The sequence below is a fragment of the Mesorhizobium australicum genome, from assembly GCF_900177325.1.
Classification (GTDB): Bacteria; Pseudomonadota; Alphaproteobacteria; order Rhizobiales; family Rhizobiaceae; genus Mesorhizobium_A; species Mesorhizobium_A australicum_A.
This window is the reverse complement of the sequence record NZ_FXBL01000004.1, coordinates 2,980,711-3,000,372: the sequence shown is the minus strand read 5'-3', so window position 1 is coordinate 3,000,372 and position 19,662 is coordinate 2,980,711. Positions and strand designations below refer to the sequence as shown.

Here is a 19,662-nt window from a genome sequence, read left to right as displayed (position 1 = left end):
CACGGCTAGGCGATCCATAGCGGCATCGCAAACTGTTTCAAGATCGAGGCTCTCAGCGCGTCGCCGTCGGTTCGCGGGCGATGCGATAGTGCGCGCCCGTGTCGAGACCTCCGTCGAGGACCGTCGTCTCGCCCGTCGACCAATGGACGGTCGCGCTCTCGACGCGCTCCGCGGTGCCTGTTCCGAAATGCAGCACCGGCGCGTCGAACGACATGAAGCCCCCGCCGCACTGCAACTCGCGCATCTGGGTCAGGCCGTCGGCCGTGCGGATCTCGATTCGGTTGCCGATGCCGTAGCGATTGCCGACGCCGTCGCGGAACTCGAAGGCGATCGAATGGCCTTCAGCCGAACCGTTGACATAGGCCATTGGCGGACCGTTCACCGGCACTGTGATGAAGTCCTGGTCGCCGTCATTGTCGAGGTCGATCGCCGTGGCGGCGGCGGTGATCAGGTAGTCCTCCATGCCGGCCGCGACCGTCTCCTCCTTGAACTTGCCGGTGCCGTCATTGACTAAAAGGATCTTGGACGGGCTGATCTCGTTGGGGATCCACGTGCCGTTCAGCACATAGATGTCCTTCCAGCCATCATTGTTCACGTCCTCGACCTTCACGTCCCAGGTCCAGCCGCCGATGTCGACGCCAGCTGGCACGGCATGTTCCTCGTAAGTGCCGTCGGCCTTCGGCGACAGGAGCACGTTGCGGCGCTGGATCTGCGGGATCGCCTCGTCGAGTTCGGCCTGCACCGGCTGCCGGATCGGCCGGAAATGGATTTCGCAAAGCTGACGCGCCCTCACCTGCGCTACGGCAATAAGGTCGCATATCGAGGGATCCTTGCTCTGGATGGCAAGGTCCTTCACCAGCATCGCGCGGCATTCCGAAAGGTCGGGCTCTGTGAGCTGCGCGCAGCGCGAGGCGTTGGACGGGTCGAAGCTGTGGCCGGACTTGTACCACTCCTTGATCGCCATGTTCTTCCGGCAGATCGCCTTGTCGCTCTCGCGCCCGATGTCGTCGCAGTAGAATTCGAGCGGCTGCGTCCTCAGCTTGGTGGCGATGCCCGACGACCGGCCCGCGATCTGGCCAACATAGATGTCCTGCCGGCCGGTGTTGGCGAGGTCGGCGGTCTTGAACGCCATGGTCGTCTGCGTCGTCATCGGGATGACGTTGTCCTGGCGGCGGATCGGCCTGAACGCGCCGATGCCGTCGCCGAGGGAGAAGATATCGGGCATCTCGAAGTCGTTGCCTTCGAGAAGATCGAGCTTGCCGTCGAGGTTCAGGTCGGTGAGCAGGATCGACAGCGTCTCGCCTGGCGGTCCGCCAAGCTCGGTGAAGGCGGAGCCGTCCATCACGCCACCCTTGTTGAAGACGATCCGGTTCGTCGCCTCGGGACCGGGGATGCGGCGATACCAGCCGGCGGCCCAGTTGCCGAGGGCGACGTCGAGATAGCCGTCGCGGTCGACGTCGCCGAAGCTCGCCGCGAGCGTCAGGACGGCGTCGTCGCGGTTGGCGACCTGCGACAGGTTCGCCGCTGCGAATGACCCGCCCGTGTTGCGCAGCACATAGTTGCCCTGCCGGAACGTCGTGAAGAACAGGTCGAGCCAGCCGTCATTGTCCAGGTCGACGAGCGCGATGTTGAATACGGGCATTTTCGCGATCTCGCCCATGTCGAAAGCCGCCTTCTCGAACCTGCCGCCGACATTCCGGTAGAAATGGACGCCCGCGACGGTCGACGCGATGGCGATGTCCTGCCAGCCGTCATTGTCCCAGTCGCCTGCGGCGATGCCCCGTCCCTCCCAGAACGGCGGCCACATGTCGCCGAAGGAGAACTCGATCGGCTGGTCGATACCGAGCTTCCAGGCTTCCATCTTGGCGAAACGCTTTTCGCCCGCGGCCGAGCGCGGCTCGAAGGCGCGGCGCGAGATGGTGACCGTGTTCGGGCCGTCCGCGAGGCTGCGCACCTGTTCTGGCTCCGCGGCCTGCGCCGAAGAGACGAGGCGGAACTCGAAGGAGGTGAGGATCTCAAGCGCCCGGCTCTGGAGATAATGATGGTAGTAGTGAACACCTATTCCGGCCAGCGTGCCGATGACGACGATCGCGCCAGCCAGCAGTGAAGCGGCCCGCAGCGAGATCGCGCCGGCGACGATGAAGAAGGAGTAGACCGAGAAAATGCCGAGCGTGAACAGCAGCGTCGTCACCAGGCCGACATCCATGCCGCCGCCGAGCAGCGCGCCCGACACGACCACGTCGAAGCCGATCGGCACCGGCAGGAAGGTGCCCAACAGCGCGGCGAGGAAGACGGTGACGAAGCCAAAGCTGAGGCCGGAGAAGGTTTCCGGCGGCACGAGGGTCGCCACCACCGCGCCGAGGAAGCCGGCGAGCAGCATCAGCGGCAGCGTGCGGGAGACGATGAACCACAGGCTCTTGGCGAAATCCCAGGCGAAACGCCAGACGGACTGGAACAGGTTCTCGCTCGTTCCCGCTTGAGCAGGCTTCGGCATGCGCAGGAATTTCTCCGGCGTGGACGACACCTTGAGCTGGTTCTCCGGCAGAAAGCGGCAGATGACGGGCACCGCGATCAGGATCACGAAAACGCTGAGGATGACCTTCAGAACGCCGACATAGAAGGGCATCAGCGAGAAGACCATGGTCAGCACGACGACATTCAGCGTCGGCGATGCGATCATGGCCGACAGTGTGGCCTCTGCGCGCGCGCCGCCGGAATAGAGCGCCTTGGCGATGGGCGCCGCGCAGTTGACGCACACGCCGAGCGGCGCGCCCACCCCCATGCCGAGCAGCGAGTTGGCGAAGCGCCCCTTGAAAGAATGCTGGCGCACATAGCCCATCAGCGTGAGGAACGCGGCGCCGAACAGGATGCCGAAGGTCATTCCCTTGCGATTGGTCTCGATCCAGTTCAGCGTCGAGTAGCCGATCCGCTGCATGGTGGTGTATTCGGGCTTCAGCGGGTATTTCGCTTCGAAGCTCAAAGGATCCTCGAGCTGAATCGCGCCGCTCATCATCGCCTTCTCGTTCAGCGAGGGATAGCGCGACTGGGTCCAGAACTGGATCGCGAGCAGGGCGACCAAGATCAGGCTCAGCACGAAGCGCTTCTCATATGGCCGGATAACGAACGAGCCCATCCTGCCCCCCTGGCATGATCTTCCTGCGTACAAATGCTATCCAAGCTTACGCAGCGACACAACGGTCGCGGGGTTGTTCCAGACGCCTAAATATGCTTTCGGGACGTGTGTTTGCCCCGAGAAATCGGCCCCCGGCGCTTGAACGGCATATCCGTGCGATGCTAGACTAACGCTGGGTTAGGTTTGGATCGGGATTCGGTGCTGCTTGTGAGTGGCATTTCCGAAGATGGGGGAGGTCATGAGACATTCCATTCGGGTTGCAGCTTTGGCGGCCACGGCGGCGTATTTTGCCATGCCGGCGCTTGCGGACGAGGTCATGAGCGCACGTAGCGCCTCGGCCGGAACCAAGGTCAGCTTTGTCCTGCCCTCAGGTTATTTCAATGCGACCCTGTCGGTGGCGGGGCCTGACGGCAGAGTTCTCACCGTGTCCGCCAAGCAGGGCTCGCCGGTGATCGACATCTCCGGCCAGAATGCGATGGGCGACGGCGTCTACACCTACCAGATCACGGCGGCTTCGCCGAAGACCAAAGCCGTCAAGGCCGGTGGCGCCGACGGGCGCGACATTGCGGCGAGCCAGGTCAACATGCGCGGCGAGATGTCGGTTCATGTCCCGGCCGCGATGTCTGGATCGTTCCTGGTCAAGGGCGGCCGGATCGTCGACACGTCCAACATGACGGAAGGGGCGGCACGGTAAACCGGGCCGGGGGAGAACCATCATGAAGAGATATGATCTTGCAGCCTGCACCGCCGCTCTGGCCATCACGCTCGTAGCAGGTTCCGCCGCGCGCGCGGACCAGGTGATCCCGGACGACCTGATCGTCCAGGGCAGCATCTGCGCCGGTCTCGACTGCGTGAACAACGAAAACTTCGGCTTCGCGACGATACGGCTGAAGGAGAACAATACGCGGATCGATTTCGTGGACACGTCGACGACAGCGGGTTTCACCACCAACGACTGGCGCATTCAGGCAAATGACAGCGCAAGCGGCGGAGCCGAGGCCCTGTCGTTCCGCAGCATGGGCGATGCGTCGGCCGGCAGCGAGGGCGGCACGCCGATCCTCACCCTGACGAACGGCGCGCCGTCGAACTCCATCTTCGTCGACTCGACGGGCCGCGTCGGCTTCCGGACGGCCACGCCCGTGCTCGATCTTCACGTGGCAACCAGCAACACGCCTGCCATGCGCCTAGAGCAGTCCAATGCTGGCGGCTTCACCGCGCAGACCTGGGACATCGCCGGCAACGAGGCGAATTTCTTCATTCGCGACGTAACCACGGGCAGCAAGCTGCCGTTCCGTATCCGTCCCAACGCGCCGACGAGTTCGATCGACATCGCTGCGACCGGAAACGTGGGCCTAGGCACCGGCAGCCCGGCGGACGTGCTCCACATCAGGCGGACTACGGGACCAGTCGCAATTCGCCTCGATTCGGGTTCTCAGCCCAATCCGATCCGACTGAATTTCAATACAAATACCAATGAGTTTCGAATTACCTATGACGGCCTCGGAATCAATCAGTTGCGTCTCACAAGCGCAGGCAACCTGATCATTCCAGGCTCGATCACGACCAGCGGAAGCTGTAGCGTCGGCTGCGATCGTGTCTTCGAGCCGGATTTCGAAATTCCGTCGATCGAGGAGCAGAAAGAGTTCATGTTCTCCCGGAAGTATCTCCCCGCCGTCGGATCGACGCCGGAGGGTGAACCGATGGATCTGACGCGCAAGGTCGAGGGGATCTTGCACGAACTCGAGAAGGCTCACATCTACATCTCTCAGCTTAAGTCGACCCAGGACCAGCTGACGGCCGAGATAGATCGGTTGAGGAAGCCGCAATAACTGTCTACGTCGACCATATTGGCCGATCGTAGATAGTTGGTATCCATGAGGACCTCGCACTCGAAGAGCGTCACGTTTTGTTGCGCCCTTGACCAGCAGCCGCGGCTGTATGTCGAGGTCATTCTGTGGCTCATCTGTGTAAAGAAATACGCAGTGAAAGCCGGAGACCAGATCAAGGTCTACACGTTCGGCGATTTGCCGGCTGATCTGATAGAATGGATCCGGACGCAAGGCGTCGCGACCATACCCAGCGCCCCAATCGTTGACGGCTCGCCGCATTGCAACAAGATCGGACCATTTTTCGATCAGCACGAATCCGACTGGGTGATTGTGTCTGATTGTGATCTGTATTTTGTGTCGGATGTATCGGTGTTCTTGAGTGCCTTGCGATTCCGCGCAGCACCCAACAATCACTGCAACCCGCCCTCGAAAATCTTCAAGTCGATACTGAGCAGATCCGGCGTTGGCGAATACCGGCCCGGATCATCCCTTTTCCCCGGTGCCGGGAACGAGCGAGAGACGCACATCAACAACATCTCGGCCGGTATCGTCGCCGCGCCATCCGGCAGGTCTCTGAGTCTTGCCTTGACTTGGAGGCGGTGGGCCAAATGGCTGATCGAGAACCGTGATCTCCTCGAACGATGGCATGTTCATGTGGATCAGGTAGGCTTTGCGCTTGCCATGGAACAGCTTGGCGAAGACGTGGAGTTCTTTCCCCCACAGTTGAACATGACACTTTATTCGATGAAGGAGTTCCAGAGCCCGATCGCATTTCATCTGACGACCGGACACATACCTTCCTTCCCCGAGTCGTTCGATGAGAACAGGAATTTGACGACCAGCGACCTACATCCTTCGATGACGGACGCGGTCAAAAATCTCAACGCCTCGATAGAGGAGGCCAAAGCGGTCATCAGACGGCTGGACTCAGTGGCGCCGCACTACGACAAATTCCTCAATCCGCGCTGGATTAGATGAGATCGAACGGCAAATGACACGAAAAGCCGTTATTCACGTCGGTCTTCCGAAAACCGGTACGTCAGCACTCCAGGACTGGTGCTATCGCAACAGGGAGAACTTCCTTGCCGACGACATCGCCTACCCGCCTCCCGATTCGCGTTCGGTATCTCCCAAACATCAATATATCGTCGAGGATCTGTTCTCGGGGCATGCGAACCGGATGCGGGAAGCGCTTCAGAGCACCACAGAGCGGACCGTCATTCTCACGACCGAAGGTCTTACGAACCATCTCTACGATTTCTCGGACGGAGCTCTCGAGGAATTCAGGGCGGCCCTCCGCGGCTTCGGCGTTCAGATTTTCCTGGTCGTGCGCGACAAGGAATTCTTTCTCAAATCATACTACAAGCAGGCCGTAATAAATCCGCCAATCCTGCGGTTCAACTACGCAACGTCTTTGAGTTTGGACGAATTTTCGGCACTTGAGAGGACAAGACGGCTTGCAGACTATGACAGGCTGGCCAGCGATCTGTCGGTTAAATACGGCGCTGCGAATGTCGTCGTTTCGAAATACGAGGGCGACTGGCTGAGCGACCTCACCAAAGTGGCTGGAATTACCACTTCGCCGACATTCGCGTCGCTTCAGAAAGTTCATGTCTCAGTTTCGGACGATGTTGTTGAAATCGTGAGACAGGTGAACGGCAAGAGTCTCACGGAACAGCAGCGTTCGCAGTTCCTGGCCGTGATCCAGAACGTGCTTCATACCGAACATAACGGTCTTCGCCTTTACGCAAGACAGCACGATGCCGCCCTGCTGAGGAACGATGCGAACCTGGCTGTTGCGCACGGCATCGTGCCCCTCAACGATCGGCAGCAGGCCATTCTCGCGCAGATCCTAGCTTGGCTGACAGATCGGCGGGCACTATGAGCTTTGTTAGGTCGGACCATTCGTGGTCCTCGCACACTGCCTTCCGCCGCGATCCGAATTGAGAAGCAGATCATGACCGAACCCTTGCCCGGCAGGCCGATGCTGATCCTCGGCATGCACCGATCCGGCACCAGTTGTCTGGCCGGCTGCCTGCAGGCCGCGGGGCTGATTTCCGGCGAGGTCAACACCCAGGCGATGTACAACGCGAAGGGAAATCGCGAGAACCTCGCCGTGATGCATATGAACGACGAGGTGCTGGCGGCGAACGGCGGATCGTGGCGCAAGCCGCCGCAGGTCGTCGTCTGGTCCGCCGAGCAGATGCGGAAAGGCGCCGAGGTCGCCGCCGCGATCGCCGGCCGGGGCGCCTGGGGTTTCAAGGATCCGCGCACGCTGCTTACGCTCGACGGATGGCTCGACGTGCTCGGGCCGGTCGAGATCGCCGCCAGCTTCCGCCATCCACTCGCTGTGGCGCAGTCGCTCAACAGCCGCGATCCGAGTCTCTCCATCGACGAGGGCCTCGAACTGTGGCGCGCCTACAATGAGCGGCTGGTGCGGGTGGCAGCCCGCTTCCCGGTCCGTCTCATCAGTTATGACCGGCACGGCGATGCGTATCTGAATGCCGTCACTCGGATCGCCGCCGCGCTCGAACTGCCCGATCCCGAGGCCGCCGCCCGCTTCTACGACAACAATCTGCGACATCAGACCGTGGAGGAGGCGCGTCCCCTTCCCCCTCATCTCGCCGGCACCTATGCGCAGCTGCAGGAGTTGGCCCGATGACGACGCCTGCATCAGCTTCGCCCCGCCTGTCGATCGTCGTGGTCGTCTACAATATGCGGCGCGAGGCGCCGCGCACGCTTCATTCGCTGTCGGCGGCCTACCAGCAAGGCGTGTCCGCCGATGACTATGAAGTGATCGTGGTCGAGAACGGATCGACTGAGCCGCTTGACCCGGCCACCGTGGCCGCTATTGGTCCGAACTTCCGCTACACCTACATCGCCAATGCGGCGCCCTCGCCCGTCGGCGCCGTGAACCACGGCGCCTCGCTGTCAATCGCGCCCAACATCAGCGTCATGATCGACGGGGCGCGCATGGCGACGCCCGGCATCGTCGCGCGGACGTTGGAGGCGCTCGACGCGTTCCACCCCGCTGCGGTGACGACCATCGCGCTGCATCTCGGCCCGGACGTGCAGTTCCGCACCATGACGCGCGGCTACGACCGCGTCGTCGAGGACGGTCTGCTCGCATCGATCGACTGGCCCAAGGACGGCTACCGGCTGTTCGAGATCGGCGCGCTGGCGCCGTCGAGCGGCGGCGGCTGGCTGGAGCCGCTGGCCGAAAGCAACCTCATCTCGATGCCGCGCGAGGTGTGGGACAGGCTGGGCGGCATGGATCCGGGCTTCGTGATCCGCGGCGGCGGCCTCGCCAATCTCGATTTCTACAATCGCGTCTGCGAATTGACCGACCTGCGCATCGTCTGCCTGTTCGGTGAGGCGACGTTCCATCAGTTTCACGGCGGCATCATGACCAATCGGCCGGAGGAGCAGATGCCGGACGAGATGCGCGACTATCTCGCCGAATACCGTACGGTTCGCGGCAAGGAGTTCCGGCGCGCGACCCGGCCGCATCTCGTCTACGGCGAGCCGCGCCCGGAAGCGCTTCAGATTCTGAAGGCTGCGGCCGACAAGATCCTCTCGGAGACCTGATCCTCAGCTCGCCGGCACCCGCACTGCCTCGGTCTTCTCGATTGCGGTCAGCACCTTCTCGTCGCGACCGTAGACGTCGGGGAAATATTCGACCACGCCGTCCTTGTTCGGCCACGCGGTGAAATAGGCGACATAGACCGGAATGTCGCCCGGGATCTTCTCCGAGGAATGACCGGCGGCCAGCTTGGTCTTGACGTAATCGATATCCTTGCCGAGCAGCGCGGCGGCCATCTCGCGCGGCTGGTGCAAGCGCACGCAGCCATGGCTGAAGGCGCGCGACTCGCGGTCGAACAATGCCTTCTGCGGCGTGTCGTGCATGTAGATCGCGTGCTTGTTCGGGAACAGAATCTTGAGTTCCCCGAGCGCGTTCGCCTCGCTCGGGCTCTGCCGCACGCTGTACGGCACCTTGCCGCCGAACTGCCCCCAGTTGATCGCGGCGGACGGGATGCGTTTGCCCTTGGCGTCGGTGACCTCGTACCCGGCCCGGTCGAGATAGCCCGGATCGCCGCGCAGGCGCGGCAGCATCTCGTTGACGATGATCGACTGCGGCACGCCCCAGTAAGGGTTGTAGTCGATCTGCTCGATCACGTCCTGGAAGAAGCTGGTCTGGTTCGACGGCCGGCCGATGACGACGCGCATCGACAGCTTCTCGGCATTGTCCTCGAAATAGGTCGCCGTGAACGCCGGCTGGTTGATGAAGACCCGGCGCGCACCGAGATCTGAGGGCAGCCAGCGCAGCTGCTCGAGCGCGACCTTGACCTTGGCGATCCGGTCCGTCCGCGACACGCCGGCGAGCGCCTGCACCGTGCGCGGCCCGATGACGCCGTCACCCTTGAGCCCGTGCTCCTCCTGCGCGTCCTTGATCAGCGGCACGAGGTCAGGCGTGTAGTCTTCTTTCTCGCGCGAGAGCGCCAGCAGCACGGAGTGCCGCGTGGCGAAGTCCGGCGTCGCCTTGCGCTCGATGAGGGCGATCAGCTTCGGCAGTTCGGCGCTCTTGCCGCCGGGCCTCAGAAGCAGGTTCGGATCAACGACGATGTCGTTCTCCTCCTGCGCGGACAGCGATTCGAGCTCTGCCCGCAGCTGGCGGTATTCCTCGTTCTGCGGATGGTAGGATTCCAGCAGCACCGCCGTGTCGAAGGTGCGCGAGAGCTTATCCAAGGTCCCCGCGAGATCGAGCTGCTTGGGCGCGAAGTCGTGATAGCCCGACAGTCGGTTCGGATCGATGCGGCCGCGCGCGGCGTCGCGGACATAGCGCAGCACTTTGGCCGAGAGCGTGAGCTCGAAACGGGCGAGCTCGCGCTGGCGCGACGCCATGTCGTCAATCGAGAACGAGGCGCGCGGCACCTCGACCGAATAGTCGGCGGGGTCGAGGCCATGGCTGGACGCGTCCGCGAGCACGCGCAGCGCCTGCTGGGCGCGGCTGTTGAGGCCGTATCCGGAAATCCAGACGAATTCGGGATGCGCCGCATAATGCGCTGCGATCGCGTCGGCGACCTCCTTCTCGGCGACGAGATCAAGCTCGCCCAGCAGCGGCATGGCTTCCGAGAAACGAACGCCGGACGCGACCACCAAAGTCAGCTCGGGAACGGCAGCAGATGCCGAGGCCTGTGGAACCTTCACCTTGGCCAGAGAGTCGACCTTGTAGGTGTAGTAGGAGGGCGCCGAAATCTTCGCGATCGGCTTCGCGGCGCGCTTTTCGGGAGGCGGAGGCGGTGGCGGGAAATCGCTGCGGCGCTGGGCGCCGCCGCCGAACAGACGATCGAAAAAGTTCTGCGCCTCGGCCGGCTGCACATTCGCCACGACGAACATGCCCATGGCGGCGCCTGCCGCCAGGGCGCGCATCGATCCGTTTCGTCCCCTCAAAATCGTTCTCCCTGCTCCGCCGTGCATCAGGAACGCTCCGGTCGGCGGGGCCCCGTCCGCCTGCCGAAGCAATCACCCCGTCAGTATAGCCGTAACCGCCGCCGACACGACGGCAAAAAACCTACCGCGTGACGATCTCAATGAAACGTGATGCGGATCACACAGTCGAGCGGGTATGCGCAGGCTTACCTAGGCGTCGCTTCGCGGCGGTGTTTCGGTTGTTCGTTCCGTGCACTGCTTCCAGATCGGAATGAGCTGGTACAGCTGGTCCTGCCGGGGTGGCCTCGCCAGAAAACGCCGCGTCATGGGCGGGCCGACTTCGGAGCCCTGAGGCTTCCGCTCGTTCGCCGGCTTTGCATCGTCGGGCTGGATCTCGTGAGCCATGTCCTCAACTCCCATCATGTCCACGAATGTTACCCACATTGAACGCGGAATACGGCGAAACGTTGCCGCCCGCCGGCCGGCCTTTTCGCACCAAATCGTTGACGTACAATGACTTTCGCGGCCGAACCTGACCTGCCCGCCTCGCTACGGCAGCCGCCCGACGCTCAATCGCGAGAGCGACAGTATCTACGGTCGGAACGGTGGAGAGATGGGCAGCGGGCCTGCCCGTCGAGACGGGCGAGAGGAAACCTGACGTCAGCCCTTGTGGCGAGTCGCAGCCCTCTGTGGCGCCGGCACATCGACGGCCTCCCCAAGGCCAAAATCAACGGCCTGCACCACGACCGACGGGTCGGAGACGATGCGCCTGTGGCCAAGCCCGTTTACCCAGGCGAGCCGGACATGCGGACCCGCCTTGGCATATCCTTCCGCATGGACCGGAGCCACCTCCTTGTCGTCGGCGGCGTGCATCACCAGCGTGTCGATCGGGTGCTCGGCGAGCTGGTACTGTCCGGCATAGGCCTCCAGCGGCTGGCCGGCGATCCGTTCGACGATGTCGGCGATCGCCGTCTGCGTGCGCGGGCCGAGATTGAGGAAGCGTCCGAAGTCGGCAAAGATCATCGGCAGCGAGCTTGGCGCGGCGATCAGCACGAGGCGGTCCGTGCGGACCTTCTCCACGCCGGTGACCGATCCCACTGCCGCGTTGACCGCGACCGCGCCGCCGAAGGAATGGCCGACCATCGCGTCGAACGGCCCGAACCACAGATCGGCCGCCTGCACCGCCGACACAGCGATCGCCATGTTGAGCCGGCGCCCGGACGAGGCGCCGTGGCCGGGAAGGTCGAGGGCGATCGCCCTTACCCCGGCATTCCTGAAGCCGTCGATCACCGCACGCATGTGTTCGGTGCGCGATTTCCAGCCGTGGATGACGAGGACCGTGGCGGACCAGCGGCCCGAAGCCGGCCGGAATTCGTGCGCCGCCACGCAGCCGCCATCGATAGTCAGCCGGTGCAGACGCGCCTCCTGCATGAAATCGCGGCTGCGCTCCAGCGCCCGCTTTTCCGCGGCCGAGGGTTTGCGAGGATCGGCCGTGCGGCAGAACACCTCGAACGCGACGCGGCCCGCAAGCCGTGGCGCGATCGGATCGACCATGCCAAACAGGGTGCGGATGATTCTCAACCCGAATGATGCCACAATGGCTCTCCATTGGATTCGTTCAAACATGAACATAATCGTTCAAGCATGAACAAAATGCAAGACCTCCCCTGGGACAATCCGCGATTCCGCAACTGGATCGCCGTGGTGCAGGCCGAGAAGGCGATCGTGCGCGCACTCACCAAGGCGCTGCAGCCCTTCGACCTCAAGATCGCCCAGCTCGACCTGCTGATGAATCTCTACCGTCATCCCGGCACCTCCCAGCACGACATCGCGCGCAAGCTGCTAGTTGGACGGTCGAACGTGACGATGCTGATGCCGCAGATGGAGAAGCAGGGTCTCATCCGCCGCGAAGGCGACGCTAGGGACAAGCGCGTGCTGCGGCTCTACCTGACCGAGAAGGGCGAGGATGTCCTGCTCAAGGCGCTGAAGGCCTACACCGCGCTGATCGACCGCGTCATGGCGAGTTCGACGCCCGCGCAATGCGATGCGATGGGCGACCAGATGCGCAAGATCTCCGAGATGCTGAAGGACGAATGATCAGCGCGGTCCGCCGATGATCAGCGCGGTCCGCCGATGATCACCGCGGCGCCTGCGATGCACAGCGCTGCGCCTGCGAGGTCGTAGCGGTCCGGCGTCGTTCTCTCCACCGCCCACAGCCAGGCGAGCGACGCGGCAATATAGACGCCGCCATAGGCCGCGAACGCCCTCCCCGCCGCCTCGGACGGCACGAAGGTCAAAAGCCAGGCGAACGCGGCGAGCGATACGAGGCCCGGCGCCAGCCACAGCGGAGACTTGTCCAGCCTCAGCCAGGCCCAGAAGGCATAGCAGCCGGCGATCTCGGCAAAGGCGGCAAGCGCGTAGATGATCGGTGTCTTCATGAGGACTGGTTAGCGCACCGCATGCGTGCGCGAAACCCGCCTCACCACATCGATTTCTTCGCGCGCTCGGGCCACTCGGCGTCATAGGCCGCGCCGTCGATCGCCGCGCGGCTTGTCACCTCCAGGATTTTCCCCGGCGTCGGCAGCGATTTCGGATCGACATGTTTTGCCGGGTTCCACAGCTCCGAGCGATGAATCGCCCGCGCGCACTGGAAATAGACCGAGCGAACCTCGATCACGGTGACGGTGCGGGCTGCCCTGCCCTCCATCGTGAAGCTTTCGCAGAGTTCCGCATCGTCGGTGACATATGCCTCGCCATTGACCCTGAGCGTCGTGCCGGAGCCAGGAACGAGGAACAGCAGGCCCACGCGACCGTCTCTGATGATGTTCCTCAACGAATCCGCACGGTTGTTGCCGCGCCGGTCCGGCATCAGCAACGTCCGCGGATCGTGGATGCGGACGAAGCCTGCCAGGTCGCCGCGCGGCGAGCAGTCCAGCCCCTCCGGCCCCGCGCTCGCAAGCGCTACGAAGGGCGAGGCTTCGATGAAGGCGGCGTATTCGGGAATGATATGGTCGAGTTCCTTGACCAGCGACGTCTCGCCCGGAAAGCCGTAGAGAGCCTCCAGTTCCGCGACGGTCTCGATCCTGCGCATGTTCCTGCCTCCTTCGCCCTGCATCCGGCCTGCTTTCTTCGCCGGCTGCATGACAGGCGTGTGACCGCTCCGCGCCTTAGTCGCGCGTCAACCCCTTGGCGGCGAGTTCGTCCAGATAAGCCTGCCAGCGCTCCGCCTTTTCATGCCCCAGCGTATGCAGGTAATCCCAGGTGAAGATGCCGGTGTCGTGGCCGTCGTCGAAGGTGATTCGAACGGCATAATTGCCCGTCGGCTCGATCTTCGAGATGGCGACGTTGCGCTTTCGCGGCACAGTCACGCGCTGTTCCGGCGAATGGCCCTGCACCTCGGCCGACGGCGACAGCACCCGCAGCATCTCGGCCGGAAGCTCGAAGGCCTGATGCCCGGGAAAGCTCACCGTCATCAGCCGTCGGTCCTTCGACACACGCAGTTCGGTCGGGGCGGTCATGTGCGTTCTAATCCTGCCTGTTCATCGCCGGTGCCGGCTGCTGATCGCGAACCCTGGAGAGGATATCAACCATTCCGCAGCCGGTCGCATTTCCACGCCGGCGGTCGAGAAACAGCGATGCCCGCTCAATTTCCGGTTTCTTGTCGGAGGGTTTCATGCTGCGTCGGGCGTGATTTCGGCGATGATCTTCTCCCCGATCTCTCGCTCCGCCACGGCTAATTCATACGTGCTCTGAAGATTCATCCAAAATCGCGGCTCATTGCCGAAATAGCGACCAAGTCTCAGCGCCGTTTCCGGCGAGATGCCCCGCTTGCCGTTGAGGATGTCGGTGATACGGCCGGACGGCAGCCGCAATGCGATCGCCAACCGGTTGGCCGACATTGCCCGAGCTTCGAGCTCCCGCTTCAATATCCGTCCGGGATGAACCGCTACCATGTCCTGTTCCTCTCAATGATAGTCGACGATTTCGACGTCGAACGCATGTCCGGCGTCAAACCGAAAGCAAATTCGCCAGGGACCGTTTACGGTCATCGCCCACTGTCCTTTGCGATCCCGCGACAGCTTATGCAAAGCGACTGAAGCCAGAGGGCTGAGGTCGCCAAGAGAAGTCGCCGCGTCCAATGTCGCCAAAAGTTCAATTGCGCGATCCGCATCGAGGCCGGAGAATTTCGACTTCCCATCCTCGGCGAACCGACGCGTCGCGGAGTTCCCCCACGACTGTATCATTGATATAGGATACTACGCACAGCATAGCACGACAACCGTCTGGACTTGAACACGCGCACTAAAAAGCCGACATTCTTTCATAGGATGCTGATGTAATGTGCGGCATCGAGAGGCGACCTGGCAGGAACGATGCATCTTCACCCCCACACCTCGCCGATGATCGACCCGTTCGGGCGCTCGATCACCTATCTGCGCGTCTCCGTGACGGATCGCTGCGATTTCCGCTGCACCTACTGCATGGCCGAGGACATGGCCTTCCTGCCCAAGAAGGACCTACTGAGCCTCGAGGAACTCGACCGGCTCTGCACGGTCTTCATCGACAAGGGCGTTAAGAAGCTCAGGCTCACCGGCGGCGAGCCGCTGGTGCGCAAGAACATCATGTATCTCGTGCGCCAGCTGTCGCGCCACCTGGCCTCCGGGGCGCTGGAAGAGCTGACGCTGACGACCAACGGCTCGCAGCTCGCGAAACATGCCGCCGAACTCGCGGATTGCGGCGTCAGGCGCATCAACGTCTCGGTCGACACGCTCGATCCCGCGAAATTCCGCGCCGTGACCCGCTGGGGCAATCTCGACCGGGTGCTGGAAGGCATCGACGCCGCGCAGGCGGCCGGCATCCATGTCAAGCTCAATGCCGTGGCGCTTAAGGATTTCAACGACCGCGAACTGCCGGAACTGATGCGCTGGGCGCATGGCCGCGGCATGGACCTGACCGTCATCGAGACCATGCCGATGGGCGAGATCGACGCCGACCGTACGGACCAGTATCTGCCGCTGTCGCTGCTGCGTGCCAATCTCGAACGCGAGTTCACGCTGACGGACATCCCGTTTAAGACCGGCGGACCGGCGCGCTACGTCCAGGTGGCCGAGACCGGCGGAAAGCTCGGCTTCATCACGCCGATGACTCATAATTTCTGCGAGAGCTGCAACCGCGTCCGCATCACCTGCACCGGCACGCTGTACATGTGCCTCGGCCAGGAGGACGCGGCCGACCTTCGCGCACCTTTGCGCGCGTCGGAAGGCAACGAACTCCTTTCCGACGCGATCGACGAGGCGATCGGGCGCAAGCCCAAGGGCCACGACTTTGTCATCGATCGCACCACCCGCCGTCCGGCAGTCTCGCGCCACATGAGCGTCACCGGCGGCTAAGCCAATATGCGCCCCCGGCCCCGTTCGAAATTTCCGTAACGGCATTTACAGCCATTTCGCACCTACGTACTGTTCTTGCCCGCGGACAATGTCGTCCGCGGGGGAGTTTTCCGACATGTTCAGGACATTCGCACTCGGTCTGGCCCTCGCCGGACTGGCAAGCGTGGCGCAGGCGCAAAACATCGGCGGCTCGTACACCGTCGAAGGCACCAACCATAACGGCAGCACCTATGAGGGCACCGCCGACATCACCCTGACCAGCGATACGACCTGCGAGATCCACTGGGTCACCGGCTCGACCGAATCGCACGGCATCTGCAGCCGCAACGACAATGCGTTCGCCGCCGCCTATGTGCTCGAGGATTCAATCGGCCTTGTCATCTACAAGATCAATGCCGACGGCTCGATGGAAGGACTTTGGACCATCCAGGGTGAAGGCGGAACCGGCACGGAGAAGCTGACGCCGGCCAACTGACGGTCGGACTACCCGCCCAACGGCCCCGGGGCAACGTTCCGGGGCCTGTGCTCTGGACCATCGCATATCGGTTGCGATTTGCGGTCCGACTGCTACACCGATCCGAAAACAGGCTGCTTCGCTGGCCAGAAATTCGGAAACGTCCATTGCCCCTCTCGCCCAATCTGCGCGGCGCCGTGTTCATGGCGATTTCGATGGTCGGCTTTACGTTGAACGACGCATTGACCAAGCTCTCCTCAGAGTCGATCAATCCGGGCCAGATCATGCTGATCCGCGGCCTTTTCGCCTGCAGTATGATCGGCCTGATCGCCTGGCATCGTGGCGCGCTGCGGCGGATCGGACAGGCGTTCCATCCGATGGTCGCCGTTCGTGTCATGGGCGAAGCGCTGGCCACCTCCTGCTTCCTGTTGGCGCTGAGCCACCTGCCGATCGCCAATGTCTCGGCCGTCCTTCAGGCTCTGCCGCTTGCCGTAACGATGGGTGCTGCGATGGTTCTCGGCGAGCCGGTCGGCTGGCGTCGCTGGCTTTCGATCGCAGCCGGCTTCGGCGGCGTGCTGATCATCGTCCGGCCCGGCCTCGAAGGGTTCAGCGTCTATTCGCTGTGGGCGCTGGCCTGCGTATTCTTCTGCGCCATCCGCGACATCGCCACCAAGCGCATCCCGCAGGAGATATCATCCTTCCTCGTCTCCACCGCGACGGCGGTCGTGGTCACGTTGACAGGCGGCATTCTCGTCGTTCCGATGGGCGGCTGGGCACCGGTGCCATACAGCGCCGTTGCGATGCTCGCGCTTGCCGCGGTGCTTTTGGTCGTCGGCTACCAGTTCATCATCCTGTCCCTGCGGGTCGGCGACATCTCCTTCGTAGCGCCGTTCCGCTACACGGCCCTCATCTGGGCGATCCTGCTCGGCTATCTGATCTTCGCCGATATCCCTGATCTCGCCATGATCATCGGCTCTACCATCATCGTCGGCTCGGGCATCTACATGCTCTACCGCGAGCGTGTCGTAGGTCGTCGTCCGGGCGCGGAGAGCACTTCCCCCGCCATGGCGCCGGACGGCCTCTAGTGTCGCGAGCCTATCTCAACCGCCGCACGGCGCCGCACGTCACAACTCTCGTCGTCGCGACGTCGGCTGGCGCGCTGGCGCTCAATGTCTTCCTGCCCTCGCTGCCGGCCATGGCGCGCTATTTCGAGGCGGATTACGGGCTGGTCCAGCTCACCGTCTCGCTGCACCTCGCCTCCACAGCAGTGCTGCAGCTTCTGGTAGGCCCCGCCTCCGACCGATTTGGCCGGCGGCCGGTGATGCTCGCCTCCTTCGCGATCTTCATCGTGGCGACGCTCGCGGCGATCTTTGCGCCGACGATCGAGTTCCTCCTGGCGTGCAGGGTCTTCCAGGCCTTCGCAGCGGCGGGCATGGTGCTGTCGCGCGCGATCGTGCGCGACACGGTCAGCGCCAACCTTGCCGCCAGCCGCATCGGCTACATCACCATGGGCATGACGCTGGTGCCGATGATAGGGCCTGCCATCGGCGGCGTGCTCGACGAGCTCTACGGCTGGCAGGCGACCTTCGGGCTGACTCTCGCCTTCGGCATCCTGTCCTTCGCCATCATCTTTTTCGATCTCGGCGAGACCAACCGCAATCCCTCCGCGAGCCTCGGCGCGCAGTTCCGCGCCTATCCCGAACTGCTGCGCTCGCGGCTGTTCTGGGGCTATGCGCTGACCGCCGCCTTCACCTCGGGCTCGTTCTTCACCTTCCTTGGCGGCGCGCCCTACGTCTCATCGGTCCTGTTCGGAATGTCGCCGTCCACCTACGGCTTCTATTTCGCTTGCCTCGGCCTCGGATACATGGTCGGCAATTTCATCGCGGGCCGCTACACGGCCCGCGTCGGGATCAACAGGATGATGCTCGCCGGAAACATCATCTCGGGCGTCGCGGTGCTCATCGCCATCGCGCTGTTCACGTCCGGCGTCGCGGATCCGCTGGCGCTTTTCGTACCGGCGGCCATTGCGACCGCGGGCAATGGCTTCACGCTGCCGAGCGCCAATTCGGGCGTTGTCAGCGTCAAGCCGAGCCTTGCCGGATCGGCCTCAGGCCTCGGTGGCGCGATGCAGATCGGCGGCGGCGCGGCGCTCTCCGCCCTGCCGGGCCTGTTCCTGTCGCCGGAAACAGGCGTCTATCCGCTGCTCGCGATCATGCTCTTCTCGGCGATCGCCGCGATCGCGGCGAGCTCGTTCATCATGGTGGTATCGCGCGCCGGCGGCGCCTCACGGCCATGATCGCGGGCGTCATCCTCGCCGGCGGGTTGTCGTCACGCATGGGCGGGCGCAACAAGGCGCTGGTCGAGCTCGGCGGACAGACGCTGCTCGCCCGGCTGACCGCGCGCCTTGCGCCGCAGGTCAACGCGCTGGCGATCAATTCGAATGCCGAGCTGGACGAAGTCGCGGGCGCAAGCCCGGTGCTCCGCGATCGCTTCGCAGGCTTTCCCGGTCCCCTCGCCGGCCTTCACGCCGGCCTGTGCTGGGCCGAAGGCATCGCAGGTGTCACCCATGTCGCCACGGTCTCGGTCGATACGCCCTTCCTGCCGGCCGATTTCGTGAGCAGGCTGAATGAAGTCGGCGCAGGCGTCGCCATCGCGCGCTCGGAGGGCAGGCTTCATCCCACCTGTGCGCTGTGGCCGGTGTCCTTGCGGGCCGCCCTGGAGGCGGTTCTTCAGTCAGGAACCTCGCGCAGAGTGCTGGATTTCGCCGAGGCGGCCGGCTATGTCGCGGTCGACTTTCCGGCCGTCCCGTTCGATCCGTTCTTCAACGTCAACACGCCGGAAGAGCTCGCAAGGGCAGAAAGCTTGCTGGAATCGGCGGAATGAACGCGAAGGTGTTCGGCATCACCGGCTGGAAGAACTCCGGCAAGACGACGCTCACCGAGCGGCTCGTCGCCGAGTTCACCCGGCGCGGCTACCGCATCTCGACGGTCAAGCACGCCCACCATTCCTTCGACATCGACAAGGAAGGCACCGATTCCTTCCGCCACCGAACAGCCGGCGCGCATGAGGTGGCGATCGTCTCGCACGGGCGCTGGGCGCTGATGCACGAACTGCGCGACGAGGACGAGCCGCCGCTCGCACAAATCCTCGCACGGCTCGCCCCTTGCGACCTTGTCCTGGTCGAAGGCTACAAGCGCGAGGCGCATCTCAAGATAGAGACGCGCCGGCTGGGCGCGAAGGACACCGCTTCGCTGTCTCCAGGCGACCCGGCGATCGTCGCCGTCGCCGCCGACGTGCCGCAGCCGGGCGAACCGCTTCCGGTCTTCGGCATCGACGATGTCCCGGCCATCGCCGATTTCATCGCCGCCCGCATGGAACTGCACCCTCCGCCCGCGGCCTGATCCGATGCCGCACACGGCATGCTGC

General features: G+C 63.5%; 22 protein-coding genes. 13 read left to right on the top strand and 9 right to left on the bottom strand.

The genetic code is table 11. The features are described from left to right. Positions 1-52: 52 nt before the first annotated feature. Positions 53-3,133 (bottom strand): FG-GAP-like repeat-containing protein, encoded by a 3,081-nt coding sequence (locus B9Z03_RS17265; RefSeq protein WP_085465342.1) that lies wholly within the window; start codon positions 3,131-3,133, stop codon positions 53-55. A 316-nt stretch (positions 3,134-3,449) separates the two neighbouring features. Between B9Z03_RS17265 and B9Z03_RS17260 the strand changes: the two genes are divergently transcribed. The 6 genes from B9Z03_RS17260 (at position 3,450) to B9Z03_RS17235 (ending at position 8,550) form a co-directional block, all read left to right on the top strand. Next, positions 3,450-3,827 (top strand): hypothetical protein, encoded by a 378-nt coding sequence (locus B9Z03_RS17260; protein ID WP_139832300.1) that lies wholly within the window; start codon positions 3,450-3,452, stop codon positions 3,825-3,827. Positions 3,828-3,930: 103 nt separating this feature from the next. Further along, positions 3,931-4,962: a hypothetical protein gene (locus B9Z03_RS17255; protein ID WP_139832299.1), complete on the top strand. Its 1,032-nt coding sequence runs from the start codon at positions 3,931-3,933 to the stop codon at positions 4,960-4,962. Between the two features lie 153 nt (positions 4,963-5,115). Continuing rightward, positions 5,116-5,940 carry a hypothetical protein gene (locus tag B9Z03_RS17250; RefSeq protein WP_176247548.1) on the top strand — a complete coding sequence of 275 codons (825 nt, stop codon included), beginning with the start codon at positions 5,116-5,118 and terminating at the stop codon, positions 5,938-5,940. 13 nt (positions 5,941-5,953) lie between these two features. Continuing rightward, positions 5,954-6,847 (top strand): hypothetical protein, encoded by an 894-nt coding sequence (locus tag B9Z03_RS17245; protein ID WP_139832298.1) that lies wholly within the window; start codon positions 5,954-5,956, stop codon positions 6,845-6,847. A gap of 72 nt (positions 6,848-6,919) precedes the next feature. Beyond that, on the top strand, positions 6,920-7,624 hold the full coding sequence (locus B9Z03_RS17240) for a hypothetical protein (RefSeq protein ID WP_085465337.1): 705 nt from the start codon (positions 6,920-6,922) through the stop codon (positions 7,622-7,624). After that, a complete protein-coding gene (locus tag B9Z03_RS17235) occupies positions 7,621-8,550 on the top strand; it encodes a glycosyltransferase family 2 protein (protein WP_085465336.1) in 930 nt (309 codons plus the stop codon). Before B9Z03_RS17240 ends, B9Z03_RS17235 begins: the two co-directional genes overlap by 4 nt. A gap of 3 nt (positions 8,551-8,553) precedes the next feature. Here the strand turns inward: B9Z03_RS17235 and B9Z03_RS17230 are convergent, their stop codons facing one another. Continuing rightward, positions 8,554-10,392: a L,D-transpeptidase family protein gene (locus tag B9Z03_RS17230; RefSeq protein ID WP_085465335.1), complete on the bottom strand. Its 1,839-nt coding sequence runs from the start codon at positions 10,390-10,392 to the stop codon at positions 8,554-8,556. Positions 10,393-11,052: 660 nt separating this feature from the next. After that, positions 11,053-11,988, bottom strand: a complete 936-nt coding sequence (locus B9Z03_RS17220; RefSeq protein WP_085465333.1) for an alpha/beta fold hydrolase — start codon at positions 11,986-11,988, stop codon at positions 11,053-11,055. 48 nt (positions 11,989-12,036) lie between these two features. Here B9Z03_RS17220 and B9Z03_RS17215 point away from each other — a divergent pair, with 48 nt between their 5' ends. Continuing rightward, a complete protein-coding gene (locus B9Z03_RS17215) occupies positions 12,037-12,489 on the top strand; it encodes a MarR family winged helix-turn-helix transcriptional regulator (protein ID WP_085465332.1) in 453 nt (150 codons plus the stop codon). A gap of 20 nt (positions 12,490-12,509) precedes the next feature. On the opposite strand, the gene B9Z03_RS17210 is transcribed toward B9Z03_RS17215, so the two are convergent. The 6 genes from B9Z03_RS17210 to B9Z03_RS17190 all read right to left on the bottom strand — a co-directional run bounded on the left by B9Z03_RS17210 (position 12,510) and on the right by B9Z03_RS17190 (position 14,636). Then, positions 12,510-12,830, bottom strand: coding sequence for a YnfA family protein (locus B9Z03_RS17210; RefSeq protein WP_085465331.1), 321 nt, complete (start codon positions 12,828-12,830; stop codon positions 12,510-12,512). A gap of 41 nt (positions 12,831-12,871) precedes the next feature. Next, the gene (locus B9Z03_RS17205) at positions 12,872-13,483 is read right to left on the bottom strand and encodes a pyridoxamine 5'-phosphate oxidase family protein (RefSeq protein ID WP_085467718.1); all 612 of its coding nucleotides are present in this window, start codon (positions 13,481-13,483) and stop codon (positions 12,872-12,874) included. Between the two features lie 76 nt (positions 13,484-13,559). Next, complete coding sequence (locus B9Z03_RS17200; RefSeq protein ID WP_085465330.1) at positions 13,560-13,910, bottom strand: gamma-butyrobetaine hydroxylase family protein; 351 nt, start codon at positions 13,908-13,910, stop codon at positions 13,560-13,562. Positions 13,911-13,917: 7 nt separating this feature from the next. After that, positions 13,918-14,067 carry a hypothetical protein gene (locus B9Z03_RS30040; protein ID WP_210191376.1) on the bottom strand — a complete coding sequence of 50 codons (150 nt, stop codon included), beginning with the start codon at positions 14,065-14,067 and terminating at the stop codon, positions 13,918-13,920. Next, entirely contained in the window at positions 14,064-14,345 is a 282-nt protein-coding gene (locus B9Z03_RS17195) for a HigA family addiction module antitoxin (protein ID WP_085465329.1), read from the bottom strand. Before B9Z03_RS17195 ends, B9Z03_RS30040 begins: the two co-directional genes overlap by 4 nt. A 12-nt stretch (positions 14,346-14,357) precedes the next feature. Continuing rightward, positions 14,358-14,636 carry a type II toxin-antitoxin system RelE/ParE family toxin gene (locus B9Z03_RS17190; protein WP_085465328.1) on the bottom strand — a complete coding sequence of 93 codons (279 nt, stop codon included), beginning with the start codon at positions 14,634-14,636 and terminating at the stop codon, positions 14,358-14,360. A gap of 129 nt (positions 14,637-14,765) precedes the next feature. Between B9Z03_RS17190 and moaA the strand changes: the two genes are divergently transcribed. The 6 genes from moaA (at position 14,766) to mobB (ending at position 19,637) form a co-directional block, all read left to right on the top strand. Beyond that, positions 14,766-15,782: a GTP 3',8-cyclase MoaA gene (gene moaA, locus B9Z03_RS17185; protein ID WP_085465327.1), complete on the top strand. Its 1,017-nt coding sequence runs from the start codon at positions 14,766-14,768 to the stop codon at positions 15,780-15,782. Positions 15,783-15,897: 115 nt separating this feature from the next. Next, complete coding sequence (locus tag B9Z03_RS17180) at positions 15,898-16,257, top strand: hypothetical protein (RefSeq protein ID WP_085465326.1); 360 nt, start codon at positions 15,898-15,900, stop codon at positions 16,255-16,257. 146 nt (positions 16,258-16,403) lie between these two features. Next, positions 16,404-17,321 carry a DMT family transporter gene (locus tag B9Z03_RS17175; RefSeq protein ID WP_085465325.1) on the top strand — a complete coding sequence of 306 codons (918 nt, stop codon included), beginning with the start codon at positions 16,404-16,406 and terminating at the stop codon, positions 17,319-17,321. Beyond that, positions 17,321-18,532: a multidrug effflux MFS transporter gene (locus tag B9Z03_RS17170; protein WP_085465324.1), complete on the top strand. Its 1,212-nt coding sequence runs from the start codon at positions 17,321-17,323 to the stop codon at positions 18,530-18,532. The genes B9Z03_RS17175 and B9Z03_RS17170 overlap by 1 nt, the downstream gene beginning before the upstream one ends. Beyond that, a complete protein-coding gene (mobA, locus tag B9Z03_RS17165; protein ID WP_085465323.1) occupies positions 18,529-19,119 on the top strand; it encodes a molybdenum cofactor guanylyltransferase MobA in 591 nt (196 codons plus the stop codon). The genes B9Z03_RS17170 and mobA overlap by 4 nt, the downstream gene beginning before the upstream one ends. After that, positions 19,116-19,637 carry a molybdopterin-guanine dinucleotide biosynthesis protein B gene (gene mobB, locus B9Z03_RS17160; RefSeq protein WP_085465322.1) on the top strand — a complete coding sequence of 174 codons (522 nt, stop codon included), beginning with the start codon at positions 19,116-19,118 and terminating at the stop codon, positions 19,635-19,637. Before mobA ends, mobB begins: the two co-directional genes overlap by 4 nt. Positions 19,638-19,662 lie beyond the last annotated feature (25 nt).

Coding starts and splice junctions, on each gene's coding strand:
- B9Z03_RS17265 (WP_085465342.1), bottom strand. CDS start 3,133: ATGGGCTCGTTCGTTATCCGGCCATATGAGAAGCGCTTCGTGCTGAGC.
- B9Z03_RS17260 (WP_139832300.1), top strand. CDS start 3,450: ATGAGCGCACGTAGCGCCTCGGCCGGAACCAAGGTCAGCTTTGTCCTG.
- B9Z03_RS17245 (WP_139832298.1), top strand. CDS start 5,954: ATGACACGAAAAGCCGTTATTCACGTCGGTCTTCCGAAAACCGGTACG.
- B9Z03_RS17240 (WP_085465337.1), top strand. CDS start 6,920: ATGACCGAACCCTTGCCCGGCAGGCCGATGCTGATCCTCGGCATGCAC.
- B9Z03_RS17235 (WP_085465336.1), top strand. CDS start 7,621: ATGACGACGCCTGCATCAGCTTCGCCCCGCCTGTCGATCGTCGTGGTC.
- B9Z03_RS17230 (WP_085465335.1), bottom strand. CDS start 10,392: ATGCGCGCCCTGGCGGCAGGCGCCGCCATGGGCATGTTCGTCGTGGCG.
- B9Z03_RS17215 (WP_085465332.1), top strand. CDS start 12,037: ATGAACAAAATGCAAGACCTCCCCTGGGACAATCCGCGATTCCGCAAC.
- B9Z03_RS17210 (WP_085465331.1), bottom strand. CDS start 12,830: ATGAAGACACCGATCATCTACGCGCTTGCCGCCTTTGCCGAGATCGCC.
- B9Z03_RS17205 (WP_085467718.1), bottom strand. CDS start 13,483: ATGCGCAGGATCGAGACCGTCGCGGAACTGGAGGCTCTCTACGGCTTT.
- B9Z03_RS17200 (WP_085465330.1), bottom strand. CDS start 13,910: ATGACCGCCCCGACCGAACTGCGTGTGTCGAAGGACCGACGGCTGATG.
- B9Z03_RS30040 (WP_210191376.1), bottom strand. CDS start 14,067: ATGAAACCCTCCGACAAGAAACCGGAAATTGAGCGGGCATCGCTGTTT.
- B9Z03_RS17195 (WP_085465329.1), bottom strand. CDS start 14,345: ATGGTAGCGGTTCATCCCGGACGGATATTGAAGCGGGAGCTCGAAGCT.
- B9Z03_RS17190 (WP_085465328.1), bottom strand. CDS start 14,636: ATGATACAGTCGTGGGGGAACTCCGCGACGCGTCGGTTCGCCGAGGAT.
- moaA (WP_085465327.1), top strand. CDS start 14,766: ATGCATCTTCACCCCCACACCTCGCCGATGATCGACCCGTTCGGGCGC.
- B9Z03_RS17180 (WP_085465326.1), top strand. CDS start 15,898: ATGTTCAGGACATTCGCACTCGGTCTGGCCCTCGCCGGACTGGCAAGC.
- mobA (WP_085465323.1), top strand. CDS start 18,529: ATGATCGCGGGCGTCATCCTCGCCGGCGGGTTGTCGTCACGCATGGGC.
- mobB (WP_085465322.1), top strand. CDS start 19,116: ATGAACGCGAAGGTGTTCGGCATCACCGGCTGGAAGAACTCCGGCAAG.